This window comes from Marivita sp. (assembly GCF_022763305.1).
Lineage (GTDB): Bacteria > Pseudomonadota > Alphaproteobacteria > Rhodobacterales > Rhodobacteraceae > Marivita.
Genome location: NZ_JALEGT010000035.1, coordinates 110,157 through 130,713, shown reverse-complemented (window position 1 = coordinate 130,713; position 20,557 = coordinate 110,157). Strand labels below are relative to the sequence as shown.

The window sequence follows — 20,557 nt, the reverse complement described above, 5'->3', positions numbered from 1 at the left end:
CGAGGATACCGGGCAGAAGATGCGCCACGAAAGTGTAGACAAGGAACACGCCAGTGATGATGACGAGAGCAAGACCCGCCACCCGGCGCGTCAGTTCGAGGATCATCGCAGACCCGGCCGTCGCAGCGAAAGCGACGCCGATGGGCACGAAGGGCGTTCCCACCGAATTGCGTGCCGCGGTGCCATAGATGGCAATCAGATAGATCGCGATGACGATGCCACAGATCGCCAGTACGACGTCCGAGGCTGCAAACAGCTCTCGTCCCCGCCGTTCGAACCAGCCGGTGACGATGGCGCCGAACGTAGCGACCAGGAGGGGTGTTCCGAACCACCAGACCTCACTGGCGTAAATCTCTGTTCCGGGGAAGGCGGCCCACGTGGTGAGCCCACCCATTTCCGGCAATGTACCGGATGCAATCAGCTGGTGATATCCGACCGCTGTAAAGCCTGCGACCAGGGCCGGCAGGATCAGGACAAGGGCGACCAGCGAGATCAGACGGGTTTCCTTGTGAGGTGCATCATCGTCGGCAAAGGTGTGCGCCGAGAACAGAAGGAACCCCAGGGCCAGGGCGCCCGAGATGTGAACGATACGGAAATTCCACGTCTCAAGCGGAAATTGCGGCAGCAGCGGAACCTCGATCCCGGTCCAGTCCGAAATGGACACCCCATTGAGGGCGATCATGTGAAAGGCGGCGTAGATCGTCGACAGCGCGGCCATCACCAGATAGGCGCGCCCGGAAAACAGGCGTCGGTTGCTCTCGATCGGTTCTTCATCCACGCCCTCGGCAAGGATCGGTTCGTCAATCGGTTCCTGGTCCGGCGCGGTTCTGGACTCGGTCATCGTGTTCTCCCCCGGATGATGGCCTCGGCATTCTGAACGATACCGTTGTAACACCCTTGTTGAAACAAAACCGCGCCCGCAGGACGGGCGCGGTTCCGATTGTGTGGTTTTTGCGAAGGCTCACAGGCGGATTCTTCGCAGACCCCGAAAGATCACCCGCCGTGGATCATGTCCGCAGCGATCTCGGCTCCCGCGTTTTCGGTGAACCAGCGTGCCGCGCCCGGATGCCACTTCATGACGGTGTTGCGATCCCAGAATTCCGGCAGCGTGGATGTCGCGGCACGGTGGGTGTTCACCATCCGCTCGTTGTCGGACATGACGGCGTTTACCACTTCATACACAAAGCTTTCCGGCAGGTCGCAATTCGCGATGGCGAAGTTCCACATCGACACGGAGCGCGCCGGTTCAGTCAGAGTTGTATACGCATCCGCCGAGATATCGAAATTCGCGACAGGGAAGGCTGCAGTGATCTGGGCCTGCTCTTCCTCGGTGAATTCGATGATGTTGATCTCGGTCTGAACTTCAAGCTGCGACACCGCCGGAACCGGAACACCGGCCGCAAAGGCGATCACGTCCAGAAGACCGTCCTGCAGCTGACCGCCAAGGTCGGACCAGCCGCCGTTGCGGCGCTCGAAATTCACGCCCAGCTCTTCCATCATGCGCGGGAAATAGGTGTCGGAGGTGGAGCCGGCAGGGCCAAAGCCAATGCGCGCGCCATCCGGAATGTCCGAGATCGAGGTGATTCCGGACGAAGCAAGCGCCGTCACCGAGAACGGGGTCTGGTACATCGGGAACATCGCGCAGGCGTTTGTCATCGGCAGGCCGGGCGCGATCGGGTTCGATCCTGCGATGGATTCAGCGGCTGGTCCCATCGTGGTCATGCCGAAAGGAAGATCGCCCGTATGCACCAGCGCCATGTTCTGCATCGGCCCACCGGTCACTTCGGCGCCGCCGGAGATGCCAAGCTCTTCTGCAACGATGCCGGCCCAACCTGAGCCATAACCGAAATAGGTGCCGCCCTGAGACCCGGTGCCGACGGTAAAGCTTTCAGGCCAGCCCGTGCGATCCTGAGCGACGGACATGCTTGCCGAAAAGGCAGCGACCACGAGGGTCCCTGTCAAAGCAGTAAATTTCATTGTTTTCCTCCACTGTGTGCGTTCGTCGAGCGCGATGTTCACACCGCGTCCCATAGCGGACCGACCCGCGACGCATGAGATAACGCTACAGGCAAGGAAATCATCAATTCAAGGTAAAAGACTGTACCTTGGGTTGCATAATTTATTCAAATTTTTTGAATAATCGGTGCCATCCAAGGCTCAGGCGGTTCGCGAGAGGGCGGACAACTGGTTCCGCAGCACCTCGAGAAATGCATCTCGCGCAGGGTGTCGCGCATCACGCACGCAGACGGCCGACAGGGCCAGCCGGTTCCGCGACGACTCGGGCAGATCTAGCGAAACAAAGGTCACACCGCCCACCGCAAGCCGGGACGCCCATCTTGGAACAATGGCCAGTCCGATGCCGGTGCTGACCAGGCTGACAATGGTCTGCTTCTCTTCTGCAATCTGTGCAACGCGGGCGGTCAGACCCGCTTCGAGAAAGAGTTTCATGGTCAGGTCATGGCTGTGCGGCCGCGAATTGCGCTCTGGCACGATCAGGGGGGCATCCGCCATGTCCTGCACCGTCACCGACGAGCGGCTGGCCAGCGGATGCGATTCCGGGACGGCCACCACGGCGGTTTCATAGAACAGGTGGTGATAGACCAGCCGTGGATCCCGAAGATCGGGAGGACGAACAATCGCGATATCCAGACGCCCGGAGAGCAATCGAGGGAGCAGCCGGATTGTTTTTTGTTCAAGCAATTCGACATCGATTTCGGGGTGCAGTTCGCGGAAATGGGGCAGCAATTGCGGCATCAGCCCGGCGGCCGCGCTGTCGATGGCGCCGATCCGCAGGATCGACGCCTGCTCCTGGCGGTTCTCGCGGAATGTCGCCTCGAGACGATCCGCCTGTTCGACGAGATCCCGAGCCGCCTCGACAAAACTCCGGCCTGGCTCTGTCAGGGAGACACTGCGCGTGGTTCTGACAAGCAGTCGGGTGCCGAGGCTTTCCTCCAGCAGCTTGATGTGACGTCCAAGCGACGCGGGAAGCATGTTCAGATTCTGCGCGGCACGCCCGAAATGAAGCGTGTCCGCAACCGCGATCAGGCACCGGAGTTGTCGCAATTCCATGTGACACCATTATTTCATTTTTTTATATGATCTCTGGCGCGTTGTGTTGGGTGGGTCAAGTTGCGATTGTCGCGCCGAAGGTTCGGGAAGCGACGATGCGCACCCGGATCACCAATCAGGAGACAATGATGCGGACCTACAAGATTGCTGCCATTCCTGCCGATGGCATCGGGCCAGAGGTGATCGACGCAGGCAGCGAAGTGCTGTCAGTTCTGGCGCAGCGCGCGGGCGATGTGCGCTTTGACGTCACGACATTCGACTGGGGGTCCGACTACTACAAGAAGACCGGTGTCATGATGCCGGAGGACGGACTTGACCAGCTCAAGCCCTTTGATGCCATCTATTTCGGGGCCGTCGGCGCGCCGGATGTCCCTGACCACATTACGCTCTGGGGATTGCGTCTGCCGATTTGCCAAGGCTTCGACCAATACGCCAATGTGCGTCCGACCAAGATCATCCCCGGTGTGACGTCGCCCCTGCGCGGCGTGGAGGTGGGCGATCTCGACTGGGTCATAGTTCGCGAAAACTCGGAAGGCGAGTATTCCGGTCATGGCGGTCGCGCACATCGCGGAATGCCCGAGGAAGTGGGCACCGAGGTGTCCATCTTCACCCGCGTCGGCGTCACCCGCATCATGCGCTATGCCTTCAAACTGGCGCAGTCCCGTCCGCGCAAGTTCCTCACTGTGGTTACGAAGTCCAACGCGCAGCGCTTTGGTATGGTGATGTGGGACGAGATCGCCGCCGAAGTTGCGCAGGAATTCCCGGACGTGACCTGGGACAAGATGCTGGTCGATGCCATGACCGTCCGCATGGTCAAGAACCCGAAATCGCTGGACACGATTGTTGCCACCAATCTGCATGCCGATATCCTGTCGGATCTGGCCGGTGCGCTTGCCGGATCGCTCGGTGTGGCACCTACCGCCAATATCGACCCCGAAAGACGCTTTCCATCGATGTTCGAACCCATCCACGGGTCGGCCTTCGACATCACCGGAAAAGGTATCGCGAACCCGGTGGCAACCTTGTGGACCGCCAGTCAGATGCTTGATCATCTGGGTGAGTCAGAGGCCTCGGCCCGCCTGATGCGCGCGGTGGAAAAGGTCTGCGCGGACGGCATCCTGACTCCGGATGTTGGCGGGACCGCAACCACAAAGGACGTGACGGACGCGGTGTGCGAAGCGATCCGGGGCGACAATGTCTGACCGAGGGCAGGGCGTGGCATGAGTGTGTCACCCTTCCTTGACGGATTTGTCCTCGACCGAATTAAGGTGAACGGCGTGCACATTCACCATGCGCGCGCCGGGAATGGGCCTTCGGTCCTTCTGCTGCATGGTCATCCGCAGACCCATGTCGTCTGGCGCAAGATCGCCTCTGATCTGGTGAAAGCGGGATACTCGGTCGTGGCCTCGGACCTGCGCGGCTATGGAGACAGCGACAAGGTGCCCAGTCGCGCGCCTCATCACGCCTACTCCAAGCGCGAGATGGCCAAAGATCAGGTCGCACTGATGCGCGCACTCGGCCACGAGCGTTTCGCTGTGGTGGGTCATGATCGCGGCGGGCGCGTCGCGCATCGGATGGCGCTGGATCATCCGGAGGCGGTGGACCGATTGGTCCTGCTCGACATCGCGCCGACACTGACGATGTACGAGCGCACCAATCAGGAATTTGCCACCCGGTATTTCTGGTGGTTCTTCCTGATCCAACCCGAGGATTTGCCCGAACGGATGATCGGACAGGACCCGGAATATTTCCTGCGGCGCCACATCAGCGGTCAGGTCAAGACGGCAGGCGCGGTGTCCGAAGACGTAATGGCCGAATACCTCCGAAGTTACCGCGATCCCGCCACCATTCATGCGATCTGTGAGGATTACCGGGCGTCAGCGAGCATCGACCTCGACCATGACCGCGCGGATCAGGAGCAGCGCATCATCGCGCCGCTTCTGGCGATCTGGGGCGACAAAGGCGTCGTCGGACAGCTGTATGACGTCACCGCGACATGGCAGGACAAAGCGATTTCAGTACAGGGGCTGGCCCTACCCTGTGGACACGCGATCCCAGAGGAAGCCCCAGATGCTCTCCTTCAGGCGGTGCTGGGCTTCCTGGCTGACAGGTCATCTGCCTGAAATTTTACCACTTTTCCGGTGAATCCGGCATTCTTGGGTGCCAAGCGATCTTGAGAGCCTGTCTTTCCGGGAATATGCGCTAGCTTCGTCACATGCTGCAAAAGCGAAAAGGAATGGCGCCATGCTCGGTCTTGCCCGGTACGCCCTCATCTGCCTGATCATCACGCTGCCCGCCCTTGCCACGGCGCAAGGCCGTCCGGCCGGCGTGACCACGGCAGTTGTGACCACCAGCACCATGGCGGAAACCGTTGCCGTGTTCGGCGAGGTTGTGGCTGGTCGGGAAAGTGCGGTGGCTGCGCGCGTTGGCGGTGTGGCGCAGGATGTACCGATCCGCATCGGAGACGTTGTGTCGGCGGGCGATATCCTTGCGCGGCTCGACACCGAATTGCTGCAGATCGAATTGGCGCAGGCGGAAGCGCAGATCGCGATTGCCGAAGCCGGGATTTCCGTGTCCGAAGCGCGGCTCGACCGGGCCGAAAAGGCGTTCCGCCGTGCCGAAACCTTGCGGCAGAACTCGACAATTGCCGAAGCACAACTCGAAGAACGGGCCAGTGACTTTGCCGAGGCACGCGGTGCACAGCAAGAGGCGCTCGCCCGTATACAGGCGTCCCGCAATGCTGTCGAACAAGCCCGCTATCGTCTCGACAACGCGGTTGTCCGTGCGCCGTTCGATGCCGTTGTGCTCGACGTCGCGACGGAAGTCGGCCAATTCATCGCCTCCGGCAGCCAGGTTGCGACACTGATCGACACCAGCGCGCTCGAGATCGAAGCGAACGTACCTGCGCGCTATGTCTCGGCCCTGCGGATGGATCAACCGGTGACGGCAACAACCGATATCGGCGATACCGTGACCCTGATGTTGCGCGCCATCCTGCCGACGGAATTCTCGGCGACACGGACCCGTCCTGTCCGGTTCGAGGTGCAGGATACGGACGTGGTGATTGCAGTCGGGCAGACCGTGACGCTCGACGTACCGGTCAGTGCCGAACGCGAGGTGCTGGTGGTGCCCAAGGATGCACTTGTGCAGGCGCAGGGGGGCTGGAGCGTGTTTGTCAACGAAGAGGGCAAGGCGATGCCCCGCACAGTCGAGATCGGCGCGGCACTCAACAATTCCTTCGAAGTTTTGTCGGGGCTGTCGGAAGGCGACGAGGTGGTCGTGCGCGGGAATGAGCGCCTGCGTCCGGGTCAGGACATCGCGCCTTCCGGCCCGCCCCAAGGGGCTGCCGCAACCGGGAGCAATGGCTGATCCATGGACCTGATCCGCGCTTCCATCGAACGACCCATCGCCGTGATGGCCGTGGTGATCATGGCCGTCCTTTTTGGCGCGCTTGCCCTGAGCCGCATTCCGGTGCAGCTCGCACCGGACGTTCGCAAGCCGGTGGTTGTGGTCGAAACCAACTGGCCGGGAGCGGCGCCTGCCGAAATCGAACGCGAGATCATAAACCCGCAGGAAGATGCGTTCCGCGGGCTTGAAGGGCTCGAGATCATGACCAGCCGCGCCCGCACAGGGCAGGCGTCGGTGACGCTCGAATTCGCCATCGGGTCTGACATGGGTGACATCCTGTTGCTTGTGTCCAACCGTCTGGATCGCGTCGGTGGCTACCCGAGCGAGGCGGGTGAACCGACGCTGAACACATCCGGGGCCGATGACAGTCCGATTGCCTGGGTCATGGTGCGGGCGCAGGAGGGCAACACACGCCCGCTGCCGACCTATGGCGATTTTGTCGAAGATGTCGTGAAAGAACGGCTGGAGCGCGTGAACGGTGTGTCGACCGTCAACGTCTTTGGCGGCGTTTCCAGAGAGTTGCAGATCGTCATCCGTCCCGAGGAGCTCGCCCGTCTTGGCCTGACCATTCCCGCCGTTGTGCAGCGATTGCGCGCCGAGAATATCAGCATTTCTGCAGGAGACGTGGAAGAGGGCAAGCGCCGCTATACCGTGCGCGCCGATGGCAATCTGAACACCATCGACGCGATCAACAGCGTCGTGCTGCGCAGCCAGAGCCTTGGCACGAACGGTGCGCTGGGCCGGGTGCGTGTGGGCGATGTGGCGGATGTGAGCTTTGCCTACAAGGAAAACACCGCGCGTCTGCGCTTCCGGGGCGAACCGGCGCTGGCTTTCAACATCGTGCGTGAACAGGGTGCAAACGTCATTTCCACGATGGAAGAGGTCAAGGCCGTCATCGCCGAGCTCGAAGCGGGGCCGGTGTCTGCCAATGGCCTGACGCTGGAACAGGTCTATGACGAAACCATCTACATCGAAGGGGCCATCGACCTTGTTACCCAGAACATCTGGATCGGCGGGCTTCTCGCCGCCGCGGTCCTGCTGATCTTCCTGCGCAGTCCACGGGCGACCCTGGTCATCAGCATGGCGATCCCGGTGTCCATCGTGGCCACCTTTGTCGCAATGGCCGTCACCGGGCGGACGCTCAACGTGATCTCGCTCGCCGGCATCGCCTTCGCGGTGGGCATGATCGTGGATGCGGCCATCGTGGTTCTGGAGAACATCTTCCGATTGCGGGAAGAGGGAAAATCCCGGCGCGAGGCTGCCTATGTCGGGGCGAAACAGGTCTGGGGCGCGATCCTCGTTTCTGCGCTGACCACGGTGATGGTGTTCATCCCGATCCTCGTGATGCAGCTGGAAGCAGGTCAGTTGTTCCGCGACATCGCGGTGGCGATCTCTGTCTCGGTGCTCTTGTCACTTGTCGTGGCGGTCACGGTGATCCCGGCTCTGTCCAGTCGGTTGCTGAAGGGGGGCGAGACCAAGAAACTGGGGCTGCCCGGCATTGACCATTTTGGGCGCGCCTTCACCTGGCTGACGATGAAATACGTCCGGTTCACGGTGCGCTACCGTACGGCGGGCCTCGTTATGGTGGCCGCCATCGGGACCGGAGCGGCCGTCGCAGCGTGGACCTTTTTGCCCAAGCTGGAATACCTGCCGGAGGGAAACCGTAATCTGGTGTTCGGTTTGATCATCCCGCCGCCAGGATACAACCTCGAAACCACGGAAACCATCGCGCAGCGGATTGAATCGGTGGCTCAGCCCATGTGGGACGCTGCACCCGCCGCGGAAACCGCAGAGGGGCAACCGGCGCTCGAGTCCTTCTTTTTCGTTGCGACCCCCGGCAACAGCTTTGTCGGAGCCGCCGCCGTGGACGGAACCCGTGTTGCAGACGTGATCCCGATCCTGTCCCAGCCGATCTTTGCCGAGCCGGGGACATTCGGGTTCATGACGCAGCCTTCTCTGTTCGGGCGGGGCGTCGGCGGTGGCCGGACCATCGAATTGAACATCTCGGGCGATGAACTCGAAGACATCCTGCGCGTCGCAGGTCAGGCGGCGGGCACCATCGGGCAGCTTTTGCCGCGGTCGGAAGGCCACCAGTTCCGGCCGATTCCGGGTCTTGAACTTGGCGCGCCAGAGGTGCGGTTGATCCCCGACCGGGTGCGTCTGGCAGATGCCGGGCTAACGACGCAGGACCTTGCAGCAACAGTGGATGCGTTCAACGACGGTTTGCGCGTCGCTGAAATCAATGTCGGCAACCGGCGGCTGGACCTGACGCTCAAGGGTGACACCACAATCCTGAGCGGCCTTCGCACGCAGGATGTGGGCAGCTTCCCGGTGGTCACACCGACGGGCCGGATCGTTCCTGTCTCGGAACTGGCCGAAGTGCGTGTGACCGCTGGACCAACCGAGATCCGGCACCTTGAACGTTTGCGGACCATCACGCTCGAGGTGCGGCCATCGGATGCGCTGCCTCTGGAAGCGGCGGTGGACCTGCTTGAGACAGAGGTGATCGCGGCACTTGAGGAACAAGGTCTGCCGCCCGGAGTGCGCATGTCGGTTTCGGGGACCGCCGACCAATTGTCCCAGACGTGGAACGCCATCCAGATCAACCTCGCCGTAGCGATGGTGATCGTCTTTCTTGTCATGGCGGTGTTGTTCGAATCCTTCGTGCTTCCGCTGGTGGTGATGATCTCTGTTCCGGTTGCCGCGGCTGGAGGTGTCGGCGGGTTGGCTGTCCTCAACATGGTGGGCACACAGCCGCTCGACATGCTGACGCTTCTGGGATTCGTGATCCTTGTCGGGATCGTGGTGAACAATGCGATCCTGATCGTGCACCAGTCGCTCTATCATCTGCGCGAAGAGGGCATGTCTCCGGTCGATGCGATCGAAGAGGCGACGCGCAACCGGATTCGGCCGATCTTCATGTCGACGCTCACATCGGTCTGCGGGATGCTGCCACTTGTGCTTTTCCCCGGTGCCGGGTCCGAGCTGTATCGCGGATTGGGGGCGGTCGTGGTGGGCGGGCTTGCTATGTCGGCCTTCCTGACGCTTCTCACCGTGCCGCCGCTGCTGCGTCTCGTGCTGTCGGCGCGTCCCGTCGAGGCGGATGCCGGGCCCGAACCCGTCGCGGCAGAGTAGCAAGGTGGTTTATCGCTGACTTGCCCGGTCATCCTCGGTTATAGAGCAGGGGATGACTGATACGCCCAACACACTGATGGCCATTCAGGGTGAGCCGACCCCGCGTCGGGGCGTCTATCTTGCGGCTGCGGTGTTCGGGATGTTCATTGTGGCTTTCGGCAGCTACCTCGCTCTGACTGCCTATTTCCTGCGCACCGAAGCCGCGCAGACGCCCGAACGCGCTCAGTTTTTTGCGTCGTCCATCGACGATGCGCTGACGCGGCTGGAGCATCTGCCCTATGTCCTGTCCATCGACGAAAGCACGCTGGACGCGCTGGTTTCCGGCAATCCCGAAGATCTCAACCCGATCCTGGCCGACATTGCCGCCCGCGCTGGGGCAGAATTCGTTTATGTGCTCGATCTCAACGGCAAGACGGTTGCGTCCTCTAATTACAGGGACCCAGACAGCCTTGTCGGCAATTACTACACGTTCCGCCCCTATTTCCGTGACGCCGTCGCAGGTGGGGCCGGACGGTTCTACGCAGTTGGTGTGACGACAGGGCGACCGGGGTATTTCATCGCGGAACCGGTGCGCGATGCGGCGGGCACGATCCACGGTGTTGTCACCGTCAAGATCGGCTTCAACGATCTGAGCCGGGCCCTTTCCGGCAATGGCGAGTTGGTGCTTGTGGCGGACGGGCAGGGTGTGGTTCTGGCCAGTTCCGATCCTGACCTGATCTATGGGTACATGTCGCCCTTGTCAGAGGGCAATCGCCGCACATTGGAAGAGCAGCAGCAATTTGGGGACGAAACCCTGTTTCCTTTGGACTGGGTTCCCGAAAGCGATCGTCGCGCCCGTCTGAACGGGACGGCGTATGTCTGGACCAAGGCGTATCTGGAGGAAGAGGATTGGTCGCTGCACCTGCTGTCCGAAGTGCGCAATTCGCGGCGTCAGGCCCTGCTGTATGTCGCGGGTGGCTTGATGACGCTGCTGCTGCTGACGGTTGCGGCAGCGGTCTATCGCGCGGCTCAGCTGCGCAGTGCGCTGGCGATTTCCAACGCCGACCGGCAGCGTCTGACCCGCGAGATCGAGGAGCGGCGGATCGCGGAGAAGAAGCTCGAATCCGCGCGCAGCGAATTGGCGCAGAAAGAGCAATTGGCGGCTCTGGGGCAATTGTCGGCGTCGATCACTCATGAGCTGGGTCAGCCGATTTCCGCGATGCGCAACTATCTTGTGGCCGAGGAGATCGCGGCGAATGCGGAACCCAATGCGCTCTGGCCGCAGCTTTCGGGGCTGCTCGACCGGATGCAGAGAATTGTCGATCAATTGCGGCTGTTCGGGCGGACCTCTGCGACCGGGGCGACGGTGTTTCCGGTGCAGGATACCGTGCAGGCAGCGGTTCAGCTTGTGCAGCACACCGCGCGGGACGCAGGAACGCGATTGGAGATCGACCTGCCCGAAGCGCCGCTGACAGTGCGCGGCCGCCCTGAACGGTTCGAACAGGTGATCGTGAACCTCTTGCGCAATGGCATCGACGCAACACAGGGCATCGCCGATGCGCGGGTCGCTCTGTCGATGCGGGAAGAGGCGGAACGGGTCGTTCTGACTGTCGCCGACAATGGGCATGGTTTGGGTGATCTGAGCATCGAGGATCTCAGCAAACCGTTCTTCAGCACCAAGCCTTCGGGCAAGGGCATGGGTCTTGGTCTTGCCATTTCGGGGCAGATCATCAACGAAATGGGCGGAAGCTTTCATGCCAAGAACAATATCGACCGGGGCGCCATGTTCGTGATCGCCCTTCCCAAGATGGGGCTGACCGATGCCTGACCAGTTCCGTGCCCTCATCGTCGACGACGACACCGAGATGCGGCAGTCGCTTGCGGTGCTTCTTGAACGGTCCGACTGGTCGGTCGACGCAGTCGGCAATGCACAGCTTGCCTTGTCGCGTCTTGAGACAACGGTGCCGGATGTCGTCCTGTCCGACGTCAGGATGCCGGGGATGTCAGGTTTGGAATTGCTGGACGAAATGCTCAAGCGTCCGACGCCGCCGCTGGTGCTGATTTCGGCTCATGGAGACATCCCTATGGCTGTGGATGCGATCCAGAAGGGCGCATATTCGTTCCTTGAAAAACCGTTCGAACCGCGCAGGCTCCTGACCGTTCTCAAACATGCCGCCGAGCAGCATCGCCTGTCGGACATGACCAAGCGGATGCGCGAACAGTTGGTGTCGTTGTCCGGTCTCGACCGCGTGCTGCTGGGAAGCGATCTGCGCGTCGCCGAGTTGAAGGCGGAGGCGGTTGATCTTGCGCTTTCCGATGCGCCGGTCCTGATTACCGGGGAAACCGGGACGGGCAAGGAACTGGTCGCGCGGGCGCTGCATCGGCTGGGGCCGCGCCGCGACAAGGAATTCGTGGCACTCAATTGTGCATCCCTGGCACCAGACCGCGTAGAAGAACAGATGTTCGGGACAGCCGATACACTCCTCGGGTGTTTCCGCAGGGCCGATGGCGGGACTTTGTTCCTGGACGAGGTGGCGGCCTGTCCGATTGCGGTTCAGATCAAGCTTTTGCGTGCGTTGGAAACCGGGGTGATCCAACCTGTTGGCACCGATCAGGACGTTCAGACCGATGTGCGCATTGTTGCGGCCACGAACGAAGACCTTGCCCCGATGGTCGACGCCGGGCGGTTCCGGGCGGACTTTCTCTATCGGCTCAACACGTTCGAACTGCGCCTGCCGCGATTGATCGACCGGGGTGACGATATCGTTCTGCTCTACGAGCACTTCGTCGAGCAGTTCTGTGAAACCTACGAGATCAGCCCGATCGAGATGACGGCGGAAGATGCCGCAGCGCTTCTGGCGCATCCATGGCCCGGCAATGTCCGCGAGCTGCGGCATGTGGCCGAGCGGCGCGTTCTGGCCGCACGGCGCGGCGGCGGATCGGTGGCCGAGGCCCTGCGCACCGACGACCTGATCGACGATGTGCCTGCAACCCTGCGCGAGGCGGTGGCGCGGTTCGAGAAGACGTTGATCTCTCAGGCGATCTCGAACCATGGGGGCAGGATGGACGCGGTGGCCGAGGCGCTGGGCATCGGAAGGCGCACGCTGAACGACAAGATCGTGAAGCTCGGACTGGAGAAATCCAAGCTGCTGGACTGAGCCTGCGGATTTCCGCAAGCTTCGATGCCGCCTTCCTGCGGATTGTTTCCTACCGGATTCGGATTCGCGCGCTATTCTCATCCCCAGCGCTGCGAAGGCGCAAAGATGGGGAGGCTTACATGAAACACTTCAAGACCGCCGCGCTTGCGGCGACCATTGCTCTGTCCAGCGTTGCTGCGCATGCGCAGGATGAGGGCGGTAACTATGTGCTGACCACGGCATCCACGGGCGGCACCTACTATCCGGTGGGCGTTGCGCTATCGACGCTGGTGAAGGTCAAGCTCGAGCCGAGCCAGAAGATCGGCATGTCCGCGATCAGCTCGGCCGGATCGGGTGAAAACATTCGCCTGCTGCGCGAGAACGAAGCGCAGTTCGGTATTCTGCAGGGTCTGTTCGGTTATTACGCCGCAACAGGTACCGGCCCGATTGCAGAGGTCGGCCCGCAGGAAAACCTGCGATCGGTGTCGATGCTGTGGCAGAACGTCGAGCACTTCGTCCTTTCATCGGATGTGGCACCGACGGGCACCCTGTCCGACATGGTGGCTCTCAAGGGTGAGGCAATGGCTTTGGGTGCTCAGAACTCAGGCACGATCGGGTCGAACCGCACCATCCTGTCCGGCTTCGGCATCGACATCGACACCGATTATGAGCTGGTCTTCGGGGGCTATGGTCCGTCGGCCGAAGCGCTGCAGAACGGTCAGGTCAAGGGCATCGGTGCGCCGGGTGGCGTCCCGGTCGGTGCAATCAGCCAGTTGATGGCTTCCGCAGGTGACAGCGTCACGCTGCTCAGCCTGACTGAAGAAGAAATGAAGATGGCGGATTCGGATCGCGGTCTGTGGACGCCCTACACCATTCCGGCCGGGTCCTACCCGGGTCAGGATACGGATGTGCAGACCGTGGCGCAGCCGAACTTCCTTGCCACCAACGCTGACATCCCGGAAGAGCATGTCTACCAGATCACCAAGGCGATCTACGAAAACCTGCCCTTCCTGCAGGCCATCCATCCGGCGACCAAGGTGATGAGCATCGAGAGCGCGATTGCGGGCCTGCCGCTGCCGCTGCATCCCGGTGCGCTGCGCTACTATCAGGAAGTCGGATTGGACATTCCCGAGCGCCTGATCGCCAAGTGATCCACACGAAATCGACCAGCCTGCGTTCGTCGCGGGCTGGTTCTCTGATGTTTGGGTGGGACCATGTCAAAGACTGAAGAAGACGAGGACGGAGGGCGACTCCGTTCATTCGATGGGCTTGCGGACAAGGCGCTGTCGGTCATCTGTTTCGTGATCGCTGTTGGCCACATCTACGTGGCCTTTGATCCGGTGCTGTCCGAACTCCAACGCAACGCGTTTCACTTTGCCGGGTTCGCCATGCTGGCGGCGCTGCTTTACCCGATGTGGCGCGGATCGTCTGGCCAAGCGGCCCCTGTGGCGTTGGATTTTGCCTTGGGGCTGTCTGTCGCGGTATCGGCTGTCTGGTTGGCACAGGCTGAAACCGCGATCTACGACAGGGGGGTCAAGTTTTCGGCCCCCGACTGGGTTGCGGCCACGGTGTGCATCATCGGCGCGATCGAACTGACGCGGCGTGTTGCGGGCATCATCATTCCGGTCCTGATCATCCTGTCGCTGACATATGTGGCCTATTGGGGCCAGTTCGTCGGTGGCGTCTTTTCTTTCCCAGGTCTGAGCCCCGAAACGGTCGCGTTCCGCTCGATTTACGGTGATGACGCCATGTTCGGCACGATTGCGCGGATCTCGTCGACCTACGTTTTTCTCTTCATCATCTTCGGCGCGTTCCTGCTGCGCTCGGGCGCGGGGGAATTCGTTATCAACATGGCCCGCGCTGTCGCGGGCAAACTGGTCGGCGGGCCAGGCATCGTCGCGGTGATCGCCTCGGGACTCACCGGCACGATTTCTGGATCTGCCGTGGCGAACACGGCATCGACAGGCGTGATCACCATTCCCTTGATGAAACGTGCTGGCTTTCAGGCGAAATTCGCGGGCGGCGTCGAAGCGGCAGCGTCGACAGGAGGGCAGTTGATGCCTCCGATCATGGGCGCGGGCGCCTTCGTGATGGCCAGCTTCACGCAGATTCCCTATGAAACCATCGTCGCTGTCGCGGCTCTTCCGGCGCTTCTTTACTTTCTGTCCGTCGCGTTTTTCGTCAGGATCGAAGCGCGCCGCAACAATCTTCAGCCGCTGCCGGACGAGGGACAGACCCTTGGGTCCGCTTTCAAGGAAGGTGGGGCGAGTTTCATCATTCCGATCTGCACGCTGATCGGCCTTCTGGTTGCCGGTTTCACCCCGACCTATGCGGCGGTGTTCGGCATCCTCGCGGTGATCGCATCCAGCTGGCTGACCAAGAACCGGATGGGTCCGAAGGCCGTTTTCGAAGCCTTCGTGATGGGATCGAAAGGCATGGTCCTGACAGCGGTTCTGTTGTGCTCCGTCGGATTGGTTGTGAACGTGATCGCAACTGCCGGCATCGGCAACACCTTCAGCCTGATGATCACAAGCTGGGCCGGTGGCAACATCATGATTGCGCTGATCCTGATCGCCCTTGCCAGTCTGGTTCTGGGCATGGGCCTGCCAGTGACGGCAGCCTATATCGTGTTGGCCACGCTGTCGGCCCCGGCGCTTTCGGGGATGATCAGCGATCAGTTCGTGATTGCACAAATGGCGGCAGGCACCCTTCCCGAAGCGGCGAAGGCGGTGCTGATGTTCGGTGTCCCCGATCAGATCGAACTGCTGAGCCGAGAGGTCACGCATGCCGAAGCGGCAAGCCTGATCCGGTCTTTGCCGCTCGAGATCGCGGCCCCGTTGCGAGACCTTGTCGTTCCGCCAGCCGTTGCGACCAGCGCGCTGCTTTCTGCGCATATGATCATCTTCTGGCTGTCACAGGACAGCAACGTCACGCCTCCTGTCGCTCTGGCCGCTTTCACGGCAGCAGCGATCGCCAAGGCTCCGGCCATGGCCACAGGTGTGGCAAGCTGGAAGCTGGCCAAGGGGCTGTACATCGTGCCGGTCCTGTTTGCCTACACGCCTTTCCTGTCCGGGAACTGGCCCGAGATGATCCAGGTCTTCTGCTTTGGTGCCATCGGGGTTTATGCCCTTGCCGGCGCCCTTCAGGGCTGTCTTGAAAAGCCGCTGGGGTGGCTGATGCGCGGGCTCTGTCTTGCGGCGGGCGTGGCGAGCATGTGGCCCGGTTTCCTGGTGCTGAACATCGCAGGTGCAGCCGCGACCGTCGCACTTCTGGTGGTGAACATCCGGTTCGGAAAGACGCCGCCGATGACGACGGTGCCCGCGTCTGCCTAGGGCGGGTCAGGAATAGGCGCAGTCGGGTCCGCGTTCGAGAGGTGTGTCGATGGTGATCTCGCTCGGGATCCAGTCGAAGATCGCAAGGGCCCGACCGCTGTCGAACCCGACATAAAGCGTTCCGGTTTCCGGCTGCAACGCCACGCCTTCGGCATCGAATCCATATTGCGACAGCGGCGTGACCGAGAGCACGCGGCCATCCGGTGCCAATTCGAAGAGGCTGTTCAAACCCTCGTTGTCGTCCACGACCAGAATGTTGCCGGAATAGGGGTCACGGGTCACGCCCTGGGGTTCGGTCATCGGGGGATCGAAGCTGTCTCCAAAAAGCTCCATCAGGACGGCCCCGTCGGGGGCAATGCGCAACAGGCGTGAGGGATCATCCTCGACCACGAGAAAGCTGCCATCGGCGTCCCGGTGCAGACCTTCGGTGTCATAGAGAGTTTCGCTCAGCCGGAAGGGCGTGTCGATGGCGCGACCCTCGCGGTCGAGGCGGCGAAATTCACCCCAGCCACTGGCAATGAGGATGCCGTCCTCCTCAACCGTCAGGCTGCGCACCGAGCGCATCCCGGTTTCGAAGCGGCGCAGTTCCTTTCCGAAGGTCGACAGCAGAACGACCTCGTTGCTTTCGTTGGCCACCCAGATCCCGCAGACCTGAGCATCATAGGCAATGCTGACCGCGCGGAACTCGTTGATGGTTTCGCGATGAAAGATCTCGGCCTGCGCGCCATGCGCAAGCCCCAATGCCAAAGCGATCCAGGTCCCTGTCAAAACGTTGCGCATGATCCAGCCCTCCATGTGAAAAAGCTGTCTCGGCCCCGCGGGATTTCAAGTGTCAGGGCGCGTGCGTCGGCATCTGGAACCCGAGGCGCGTCCATGCCATTGTACAGCCGCGTCGCACAATCAGACGCGAACAGGATGTCCCGAATGAGCAAACATGTCATCGTGATCGGAGCCGGTATTGTCGGCGTTTCCGCTGCCATCTGGCTGCGCCGTTTCGGTCAGGAGGTGACGATCGTGGATCGCGACGGGCCGGGGCAGGGCACATCTTTTGGCAATGCCGGGCTCTTGGCAGCTTGCGCGATGGTTCCGGTGACCACACCCGGGCTGATCACCAAGGCGCCGAAAATGCTGTTTGACCCGGATTCGCCGTTGTTCTTGCGCTGGTCTTACCTGCCCCGCCTTGCACCATGGTTGCTGCGCTACCTTGCTCATGCCAACGACCGGGACACGCGGCGTATTGCCTCCGACCTGACGGACATCACCGCTGACACCGTGGATCAGCACTATGCGCTCACCGAAGGGCTGACCGCGCGCGACTACCTGCGCAAGAGCGATTACGTGTTCGCCTATGACACCCGCGCCGAGTTCAACAAGGACCAGTATTCCTGGGAACTCCGCCGCGAGCATGGTTTTGTGCCGACTCTGATCGAAGGAGGCGCAGTCCAGGAGTTCGATCCGAGCTTTGGCCCCAGCATCACCTGCCTTGCCGTGGTCAAGGATCATGGGTTCGTCACTGATCCCGGAAGCTATGTGGCTGCCCTTGCCCGCGACTTTGAACAGATGGGGGGCCGGATCGTCAAAGCGGCCGTCACCGATATCGACGCGTCGGACAGGACCGCTCCCAAGGTCACCACAAGCGCCGGTCCGATTGATGGCGACAATGTGATTTTGGCCTCCGGTGCTTGGTCGAAGGCGCTGATGCAAAAGCTGGGACTGAACATCCCGCTGGAGAGCGAACGTGGCTATCACATCGTCATGACCGATCCTTCTGGTGGACCCAAAGCTCCATCGATGATTTCCTCCGGCAAATTCGTCGCCACACCGATGCAGATGGGACTGCGCTGCGCCGGGATCGTGGAACTTGGCGGGCTTGACGCCGGACCGTCCGACGCGCCCTTTGCCCTGCTGCGGCGCAAGATCGCCCAAGCCTTCCCGAACCTGAGCTTTTCGCGCGAAGAGACTTGGATGGGGCATCGTCCGGCTACCACTGACAGCTTGCCGCTTATTGGCGAAGTCCGGAACACCGGTGTGTTCACCGCGTTCGGCCACCAGCATGTCGGGCTGACCGCAGGACCCAAGACAGGCCGACTGGTGGCCGGGCTGATTGCCGACAGACCCCCGAATCTTGACCTGACACCCTTCTCTCCGCACCGGTTCTGAGGAACTCCGGGGTACGAAACACCGCAATTTTTAAGTGTTAAGACCCGGTTTACACCGCTCTGCTATGCCTGATGCGGGGCGTAAGGAGAGTAGGGAATGGCGACCGACAGCAATGTCGCGCCAGTCATCGTCAAACGCAAGAAAGTGATTCAGGCCGGTGGGCACCATGGGGGCGCCTGGAAAGTCGCCTATGCCGACTTCGTCACCGCCATGATGGCTTTCTTCATGTTGATGTGGCTGCTGAACGCGACGACCGAGAAACAGCGCAAGGGTATAGCGGATTACTTCAGCCCGACCGCGCCGATCAGCCGATTGTCCAGCGGATCGGATGGGATGTTCATGGGCGACAGCATTTTCGCTGCCGATGTCCTGCCGCGCATGGGGGTCGGCGCCAGTTCCCTGCAGGAGACCACAAGCGATGCATCTCAGGACGCAGACAAGACCGCCCAGGACACAGCGTTCAAGGAGGTCGAAGAGAGCCTGCTTGGGTTGACCGGCGAAAGCATGCTCGAAGATGAGTGGCTGCGCCATGTCGTGACCCGTGTCACGGATGAAGGCCTTGTTCTGGAGTTCTTCGATACCGAGGGCGACCCGCTCTTCGTGGATGGCGCGCAACCGACAAAACTGCTGCACGAGATTGCCTATGCGGTGCGTGAAGCCAGCCGCATGCTGACCAACGACCTTGCCATTGAAGGTCATGTCGCCAAGGTTCCGGTGGTGCGCATTGATGATCCGACATGGGATTTGTCTGCAGAGCGCGCCTTTGCCTTCTCCCGCGTGTTGTCCGAATACGGTTTCGAGCAAGATCGACTGCGCAGACTGACGGCTTACGGCGACCGGGAACCGGTGGTCGAAAACCTCATGTCGGCGCGCAACAGCCGGATCGAGCTGATCTTTCTCAGATTTTGAGCCGGATGGGCAAAACTAGGTCAAGTTTTAGCCGTTAGGGGACCGTTAAACCGAACGCCCTACTGATGTGTCGAGCCCATCTCAGCACACCAGAAAGGCGTTCCATGTCGATCTCTTCCTCTCTCAGCGCAGGCGTCGTCGGCCTTGCGTCACACGCAACCCGTCTGGCCACGATCTCTGACAATATCGCAAATTCGCAAACACCCGGATACAAGCGCGTGGAAGCGAATTTTCATTCCATGGTCGTGACATCCGGAGGCGGCACCTACACCGCCGGTGGCGTGCGCACGACGACGCAGCGTTATATCGATCAGGACAGTGCGATCGCCACCACGTCGAATGCAACCGATCTTGCCGTCAGCGGCCGGGGCTTTCTGCCCGTGGCGCAGGCGACCGAAGTTCTTGCCGGTTCGGCCACGCCGCAGATGTTCCTGACCACGACCGGTTCCTTCCGCACCGACGCCAACGGCTATCTGCGCACGGCATCAGGACAAATCCTGCTCGGCTGGCCTGCCAATCTTGACGGCAGCATTCCAAACTATCCGCGCGCCACAAGCGAGGCACTGGAACCTGTCCGGATCAACGTGAACCAGTTCAGCGGTGAACCCACGACGCGAATCGAACTGGGTATCAACCTGCCGGCAACGGAAACCGAAGAGGGGGGCTTGGGCAATCCGCTGTCCCAGTCTGTTGAATACTACGACAACCTTGGTCGGGCCGAGACGCTTGAATTCACGTTTACCCCCGTCGTGCCTGCCACCGGCACCTCCAATCAATGGACCCTTGAAATCGTCGACAGCGCGGATCCCGCCACCATTCTCGGGCAATACGATCTTCAGTTCGACGATGCCCGGACATTGGGTGGCACCTTGCTGAGCGTGACCGATGTCACCGGTGACCCATATGATCCCGCGACAGGCATCCTGACGATTACCGCGCCCAGCGGCCCGATCAACATCAATATCGGTCGTCCCGGATTGAACGAAGGTCTCTCGCAACTGTCCGACATCTTTGCTCCATTCAACATCAGCCGGGATGGGGCCCCTGTCGGCAAGGTCACGTCGGTCGAAGTTGATGAAACCGGCCTTGTCAACGCGTTCTATGATACGGGAACAACCCGGACGCTCTATCAGGTTCCCCTCGTGGATATCCCCAACCCCAACGGCATGGCTGCCGTGGGCAGCCAGCTTTACATGCCCACGCCTGACAGTGGCAGCTTCTTTCTCTGGGATGCCGGGAATGGCTCGACCGGCGACATCCTGTCCTTCGCGCTCGAGGAATCCGCCAGCGACATTGCCAATGAACTCACGGAATTGATCCGCACCCAAAGGGCCTATTCGTCGAATGCCAAGGTCATCCAGACCGTCGACGAAATGCTGCAGGAAGCCACCAACATCAAACGCTGATCATCCCCTGATCGAAGGAGCT

The 20,557-nt window shown here is 61.3% G+C and carries 14 protein-coding genes and 1 pseudogene; 11 read left to right on the top strand and 4 right to left on the bottom strand.

Annotated features, from left to right (window positions below):
• The 3 genes and pseudogenes from MRY75_RS06560 to MRY75_RS06550 all read right to left on the bottom strand — a co-directional run.
• Nucleotides 1-841 (bottom strand): annotated as a pseudogene (locus tag MRY75_RS06560) (TRAP transporter permease); the annotation flags it as partial.
• A gap of 152 nt (nt 842-993) precedes the next feature.
• On the bottom strand, nt 994-1,977 hold the full coding sequence (locus MRY75_RS06555) for a TAXI family TRAP transporter solute-binding subunit (RefSeq protein WP_292306340.1): 984 nt from the start codon (nt 1,975-1,977) through the stop codon (nt 994-996).
• Nucleotides 1,978-2,157: 180 nt separating this feature from the next.
• Nucleotides 2,158-3,069 (bottom strand): LysR family transcriptional regulator, encoded by a 912-nt coding sequence (locus MRY75_RS06550; RefSeq protein WP_292306339.1) that lies wholly within the window; start codon nt 3,067-3,069, stop codon nt 2,158-2,160.
• Nucleotides 3,070-3,194: 125 nt separating this feature from the next.
• Here MRY75_RS06550 and MRY75_RS06545 point away from each other — a divergent pair, with 125 nt between their 5' ends.
• The 8 genes from MRY75_RS06545 to MRY75_RS06510 all read left to right on the top strand — a co-directional run bounded on the left by MRY75_RS06545 (nt 3,195) and on the right by MRY75_RS06510 (nt 16,060).
• Nucleotides 3,195-4,271, top strand: a complete 1,077-nt coding sequence (locus MRY75_RS06545; protein WP_292306343.1) for a tartrate dehydrogenase — start codon at nt 3,195-3,197, stop codon at nt 4,269-4,271.
• Between the two features lie 18 nt (nt 4,272-4,289).
• On the top strand, nt 4,290-5,192 hold the full coding sequence (locus MRY75_RS06540; protein WP_292306338.1) for an alpha/beta hydrolase: 903 nt from the start codon (nt 4,290-4,292) through the stop codon (nt 5,190-5,192).
• A gap of 121 nt (nt 5,193-5,313) precedes the next feature.
• Entirely contained in the window at nt 5,314-6,438 is a 1,125-nt protein-coding gene (locus MRY75_RS06535; protein ID WP_292306337.1) for an efflux RND transporter periplasmic adaptor subunit, read from the top strand.
• A 3-nt stretch (nt 6,439-6,441) separates the two neighbouring features.
• Nucleotides 6,442-9,612, top strand: coding sequence for an efflux RND transporter permease subunit (locus MRY75_RS06530; protein WP_292306336.1), 3,171 nt, complete (start codon nt 6,442-6,444; stop codon nt 9,610-9,612).
• A gap of 52 nt (nt 9,613-9,664) precedes the next feature.
• Nucleotides 9,665-11,419 (top strand): cache domain-containing protein, encoded by a 1,755-nt coding sequence (locus MRY75_RS06525; protein WP_292306335.1) that lies wholly within the window; start codon nt 9,665-9,667, stop codon nt 11,417-11,419.
• Nucleotides 11,412-12,749, top strand: coding sequence for a sigma-54 dependent transcriptional regulator (locus MRY75_RS06520; protein WP_292306334.1), 1,338 nt, complete (start codon nt 11,412-11,414; stop codon nt 12,747-12,749). Before MRY75_RS06525 ends, MRY75_RS06520 begins: the two co-directional genes overlap by 8 nt.
• Before the next feature lie 119 nt (nt 12,750-12,868).
• Nucleotides 12,869-13,879, top strand: a complete 1,011-nt coding sequence (locus tag MRY75_RS06515; RefSeq protein WP_292306333.1) for a TAXI family TRAP transporter solute-binding subunit — start codon at nt 12,869-12,871, stop codon at nt 13,877-13,879.
• 63 nt (nt 13,880-13,942) lie between these two features.
• Nucleotides 13,943-16,060: a TRAP transporter fused permease subunit gene (locus tag MRY75_RS06510; protein WP_292306332.1), complete on the top strand. Its 2,118-nt coding sequence runs from the start codon at nt 13,943-13,945 to the stop codon at nt 16,058-16,060.
• A gap of 6 nt (nt 16,061-16,066) precedes the next feature.
• Here MRY75_RS06510 and MRY75_RS06505 read toward each other — a convergent pair whose 3' ends face one another.
• On the bottom strand, nt 16,067-16,855 hold the full coding sequence (locus MRY75_RS06505) for a hypothetical protein (protein WP_292306331.1): 789 nt from the start codon (nt 16,853-16,855) through the stop codon (nt 16,067-16,069).
• Between MRY75_RS06505 and MRY75_RS06500 the strand changes: the two genes are divergently transcribed.
• From MRY75_RS06500 to MRY75_RS06490, 3 genes are all read left to right on the top strand, one after another.
• Nucleotides 16,763-18,220: an FAD-binding oxidoreductase gene (locus MRY75_RS06500; protein WP_366934911.1), complete on the top strand. Its 1,458-nt coding sequence runs from the start codon at nt 16,763-16,765 to the stop codon at nt 18,218-18,220. The genes MRY75_RS06505 and MRY75_RS06500 overlap by 93 nt on opposite strands.
• A gap of 96 nt (nt 18,221-18,316) precedes the next feature.
• Nucleotides 18,317-19,129 (top strand): flagellar motor protein MotB, encoded by an 813-nt coding sequence (locus MRY75_RS06495; RefSeq protein ID WP_292306329.1) that lies wholly within the window; start codon nt 18,317-18,319, stop codon nt 19,127-19,129.
• Between the two features lie 104 nt (nt 19,130-19,233).
• Entirely contained in the window at nt 19,234-20,535 is a 1,302-nt protein-coding gene (locus MRY75_RS06490) for a flagellar hook protein FlgE (protein WP_292306328.1), read from the top strand.
• The last annotated feature ends 22 nt before the right edge of the window (nt 20,536-20,557 follow it).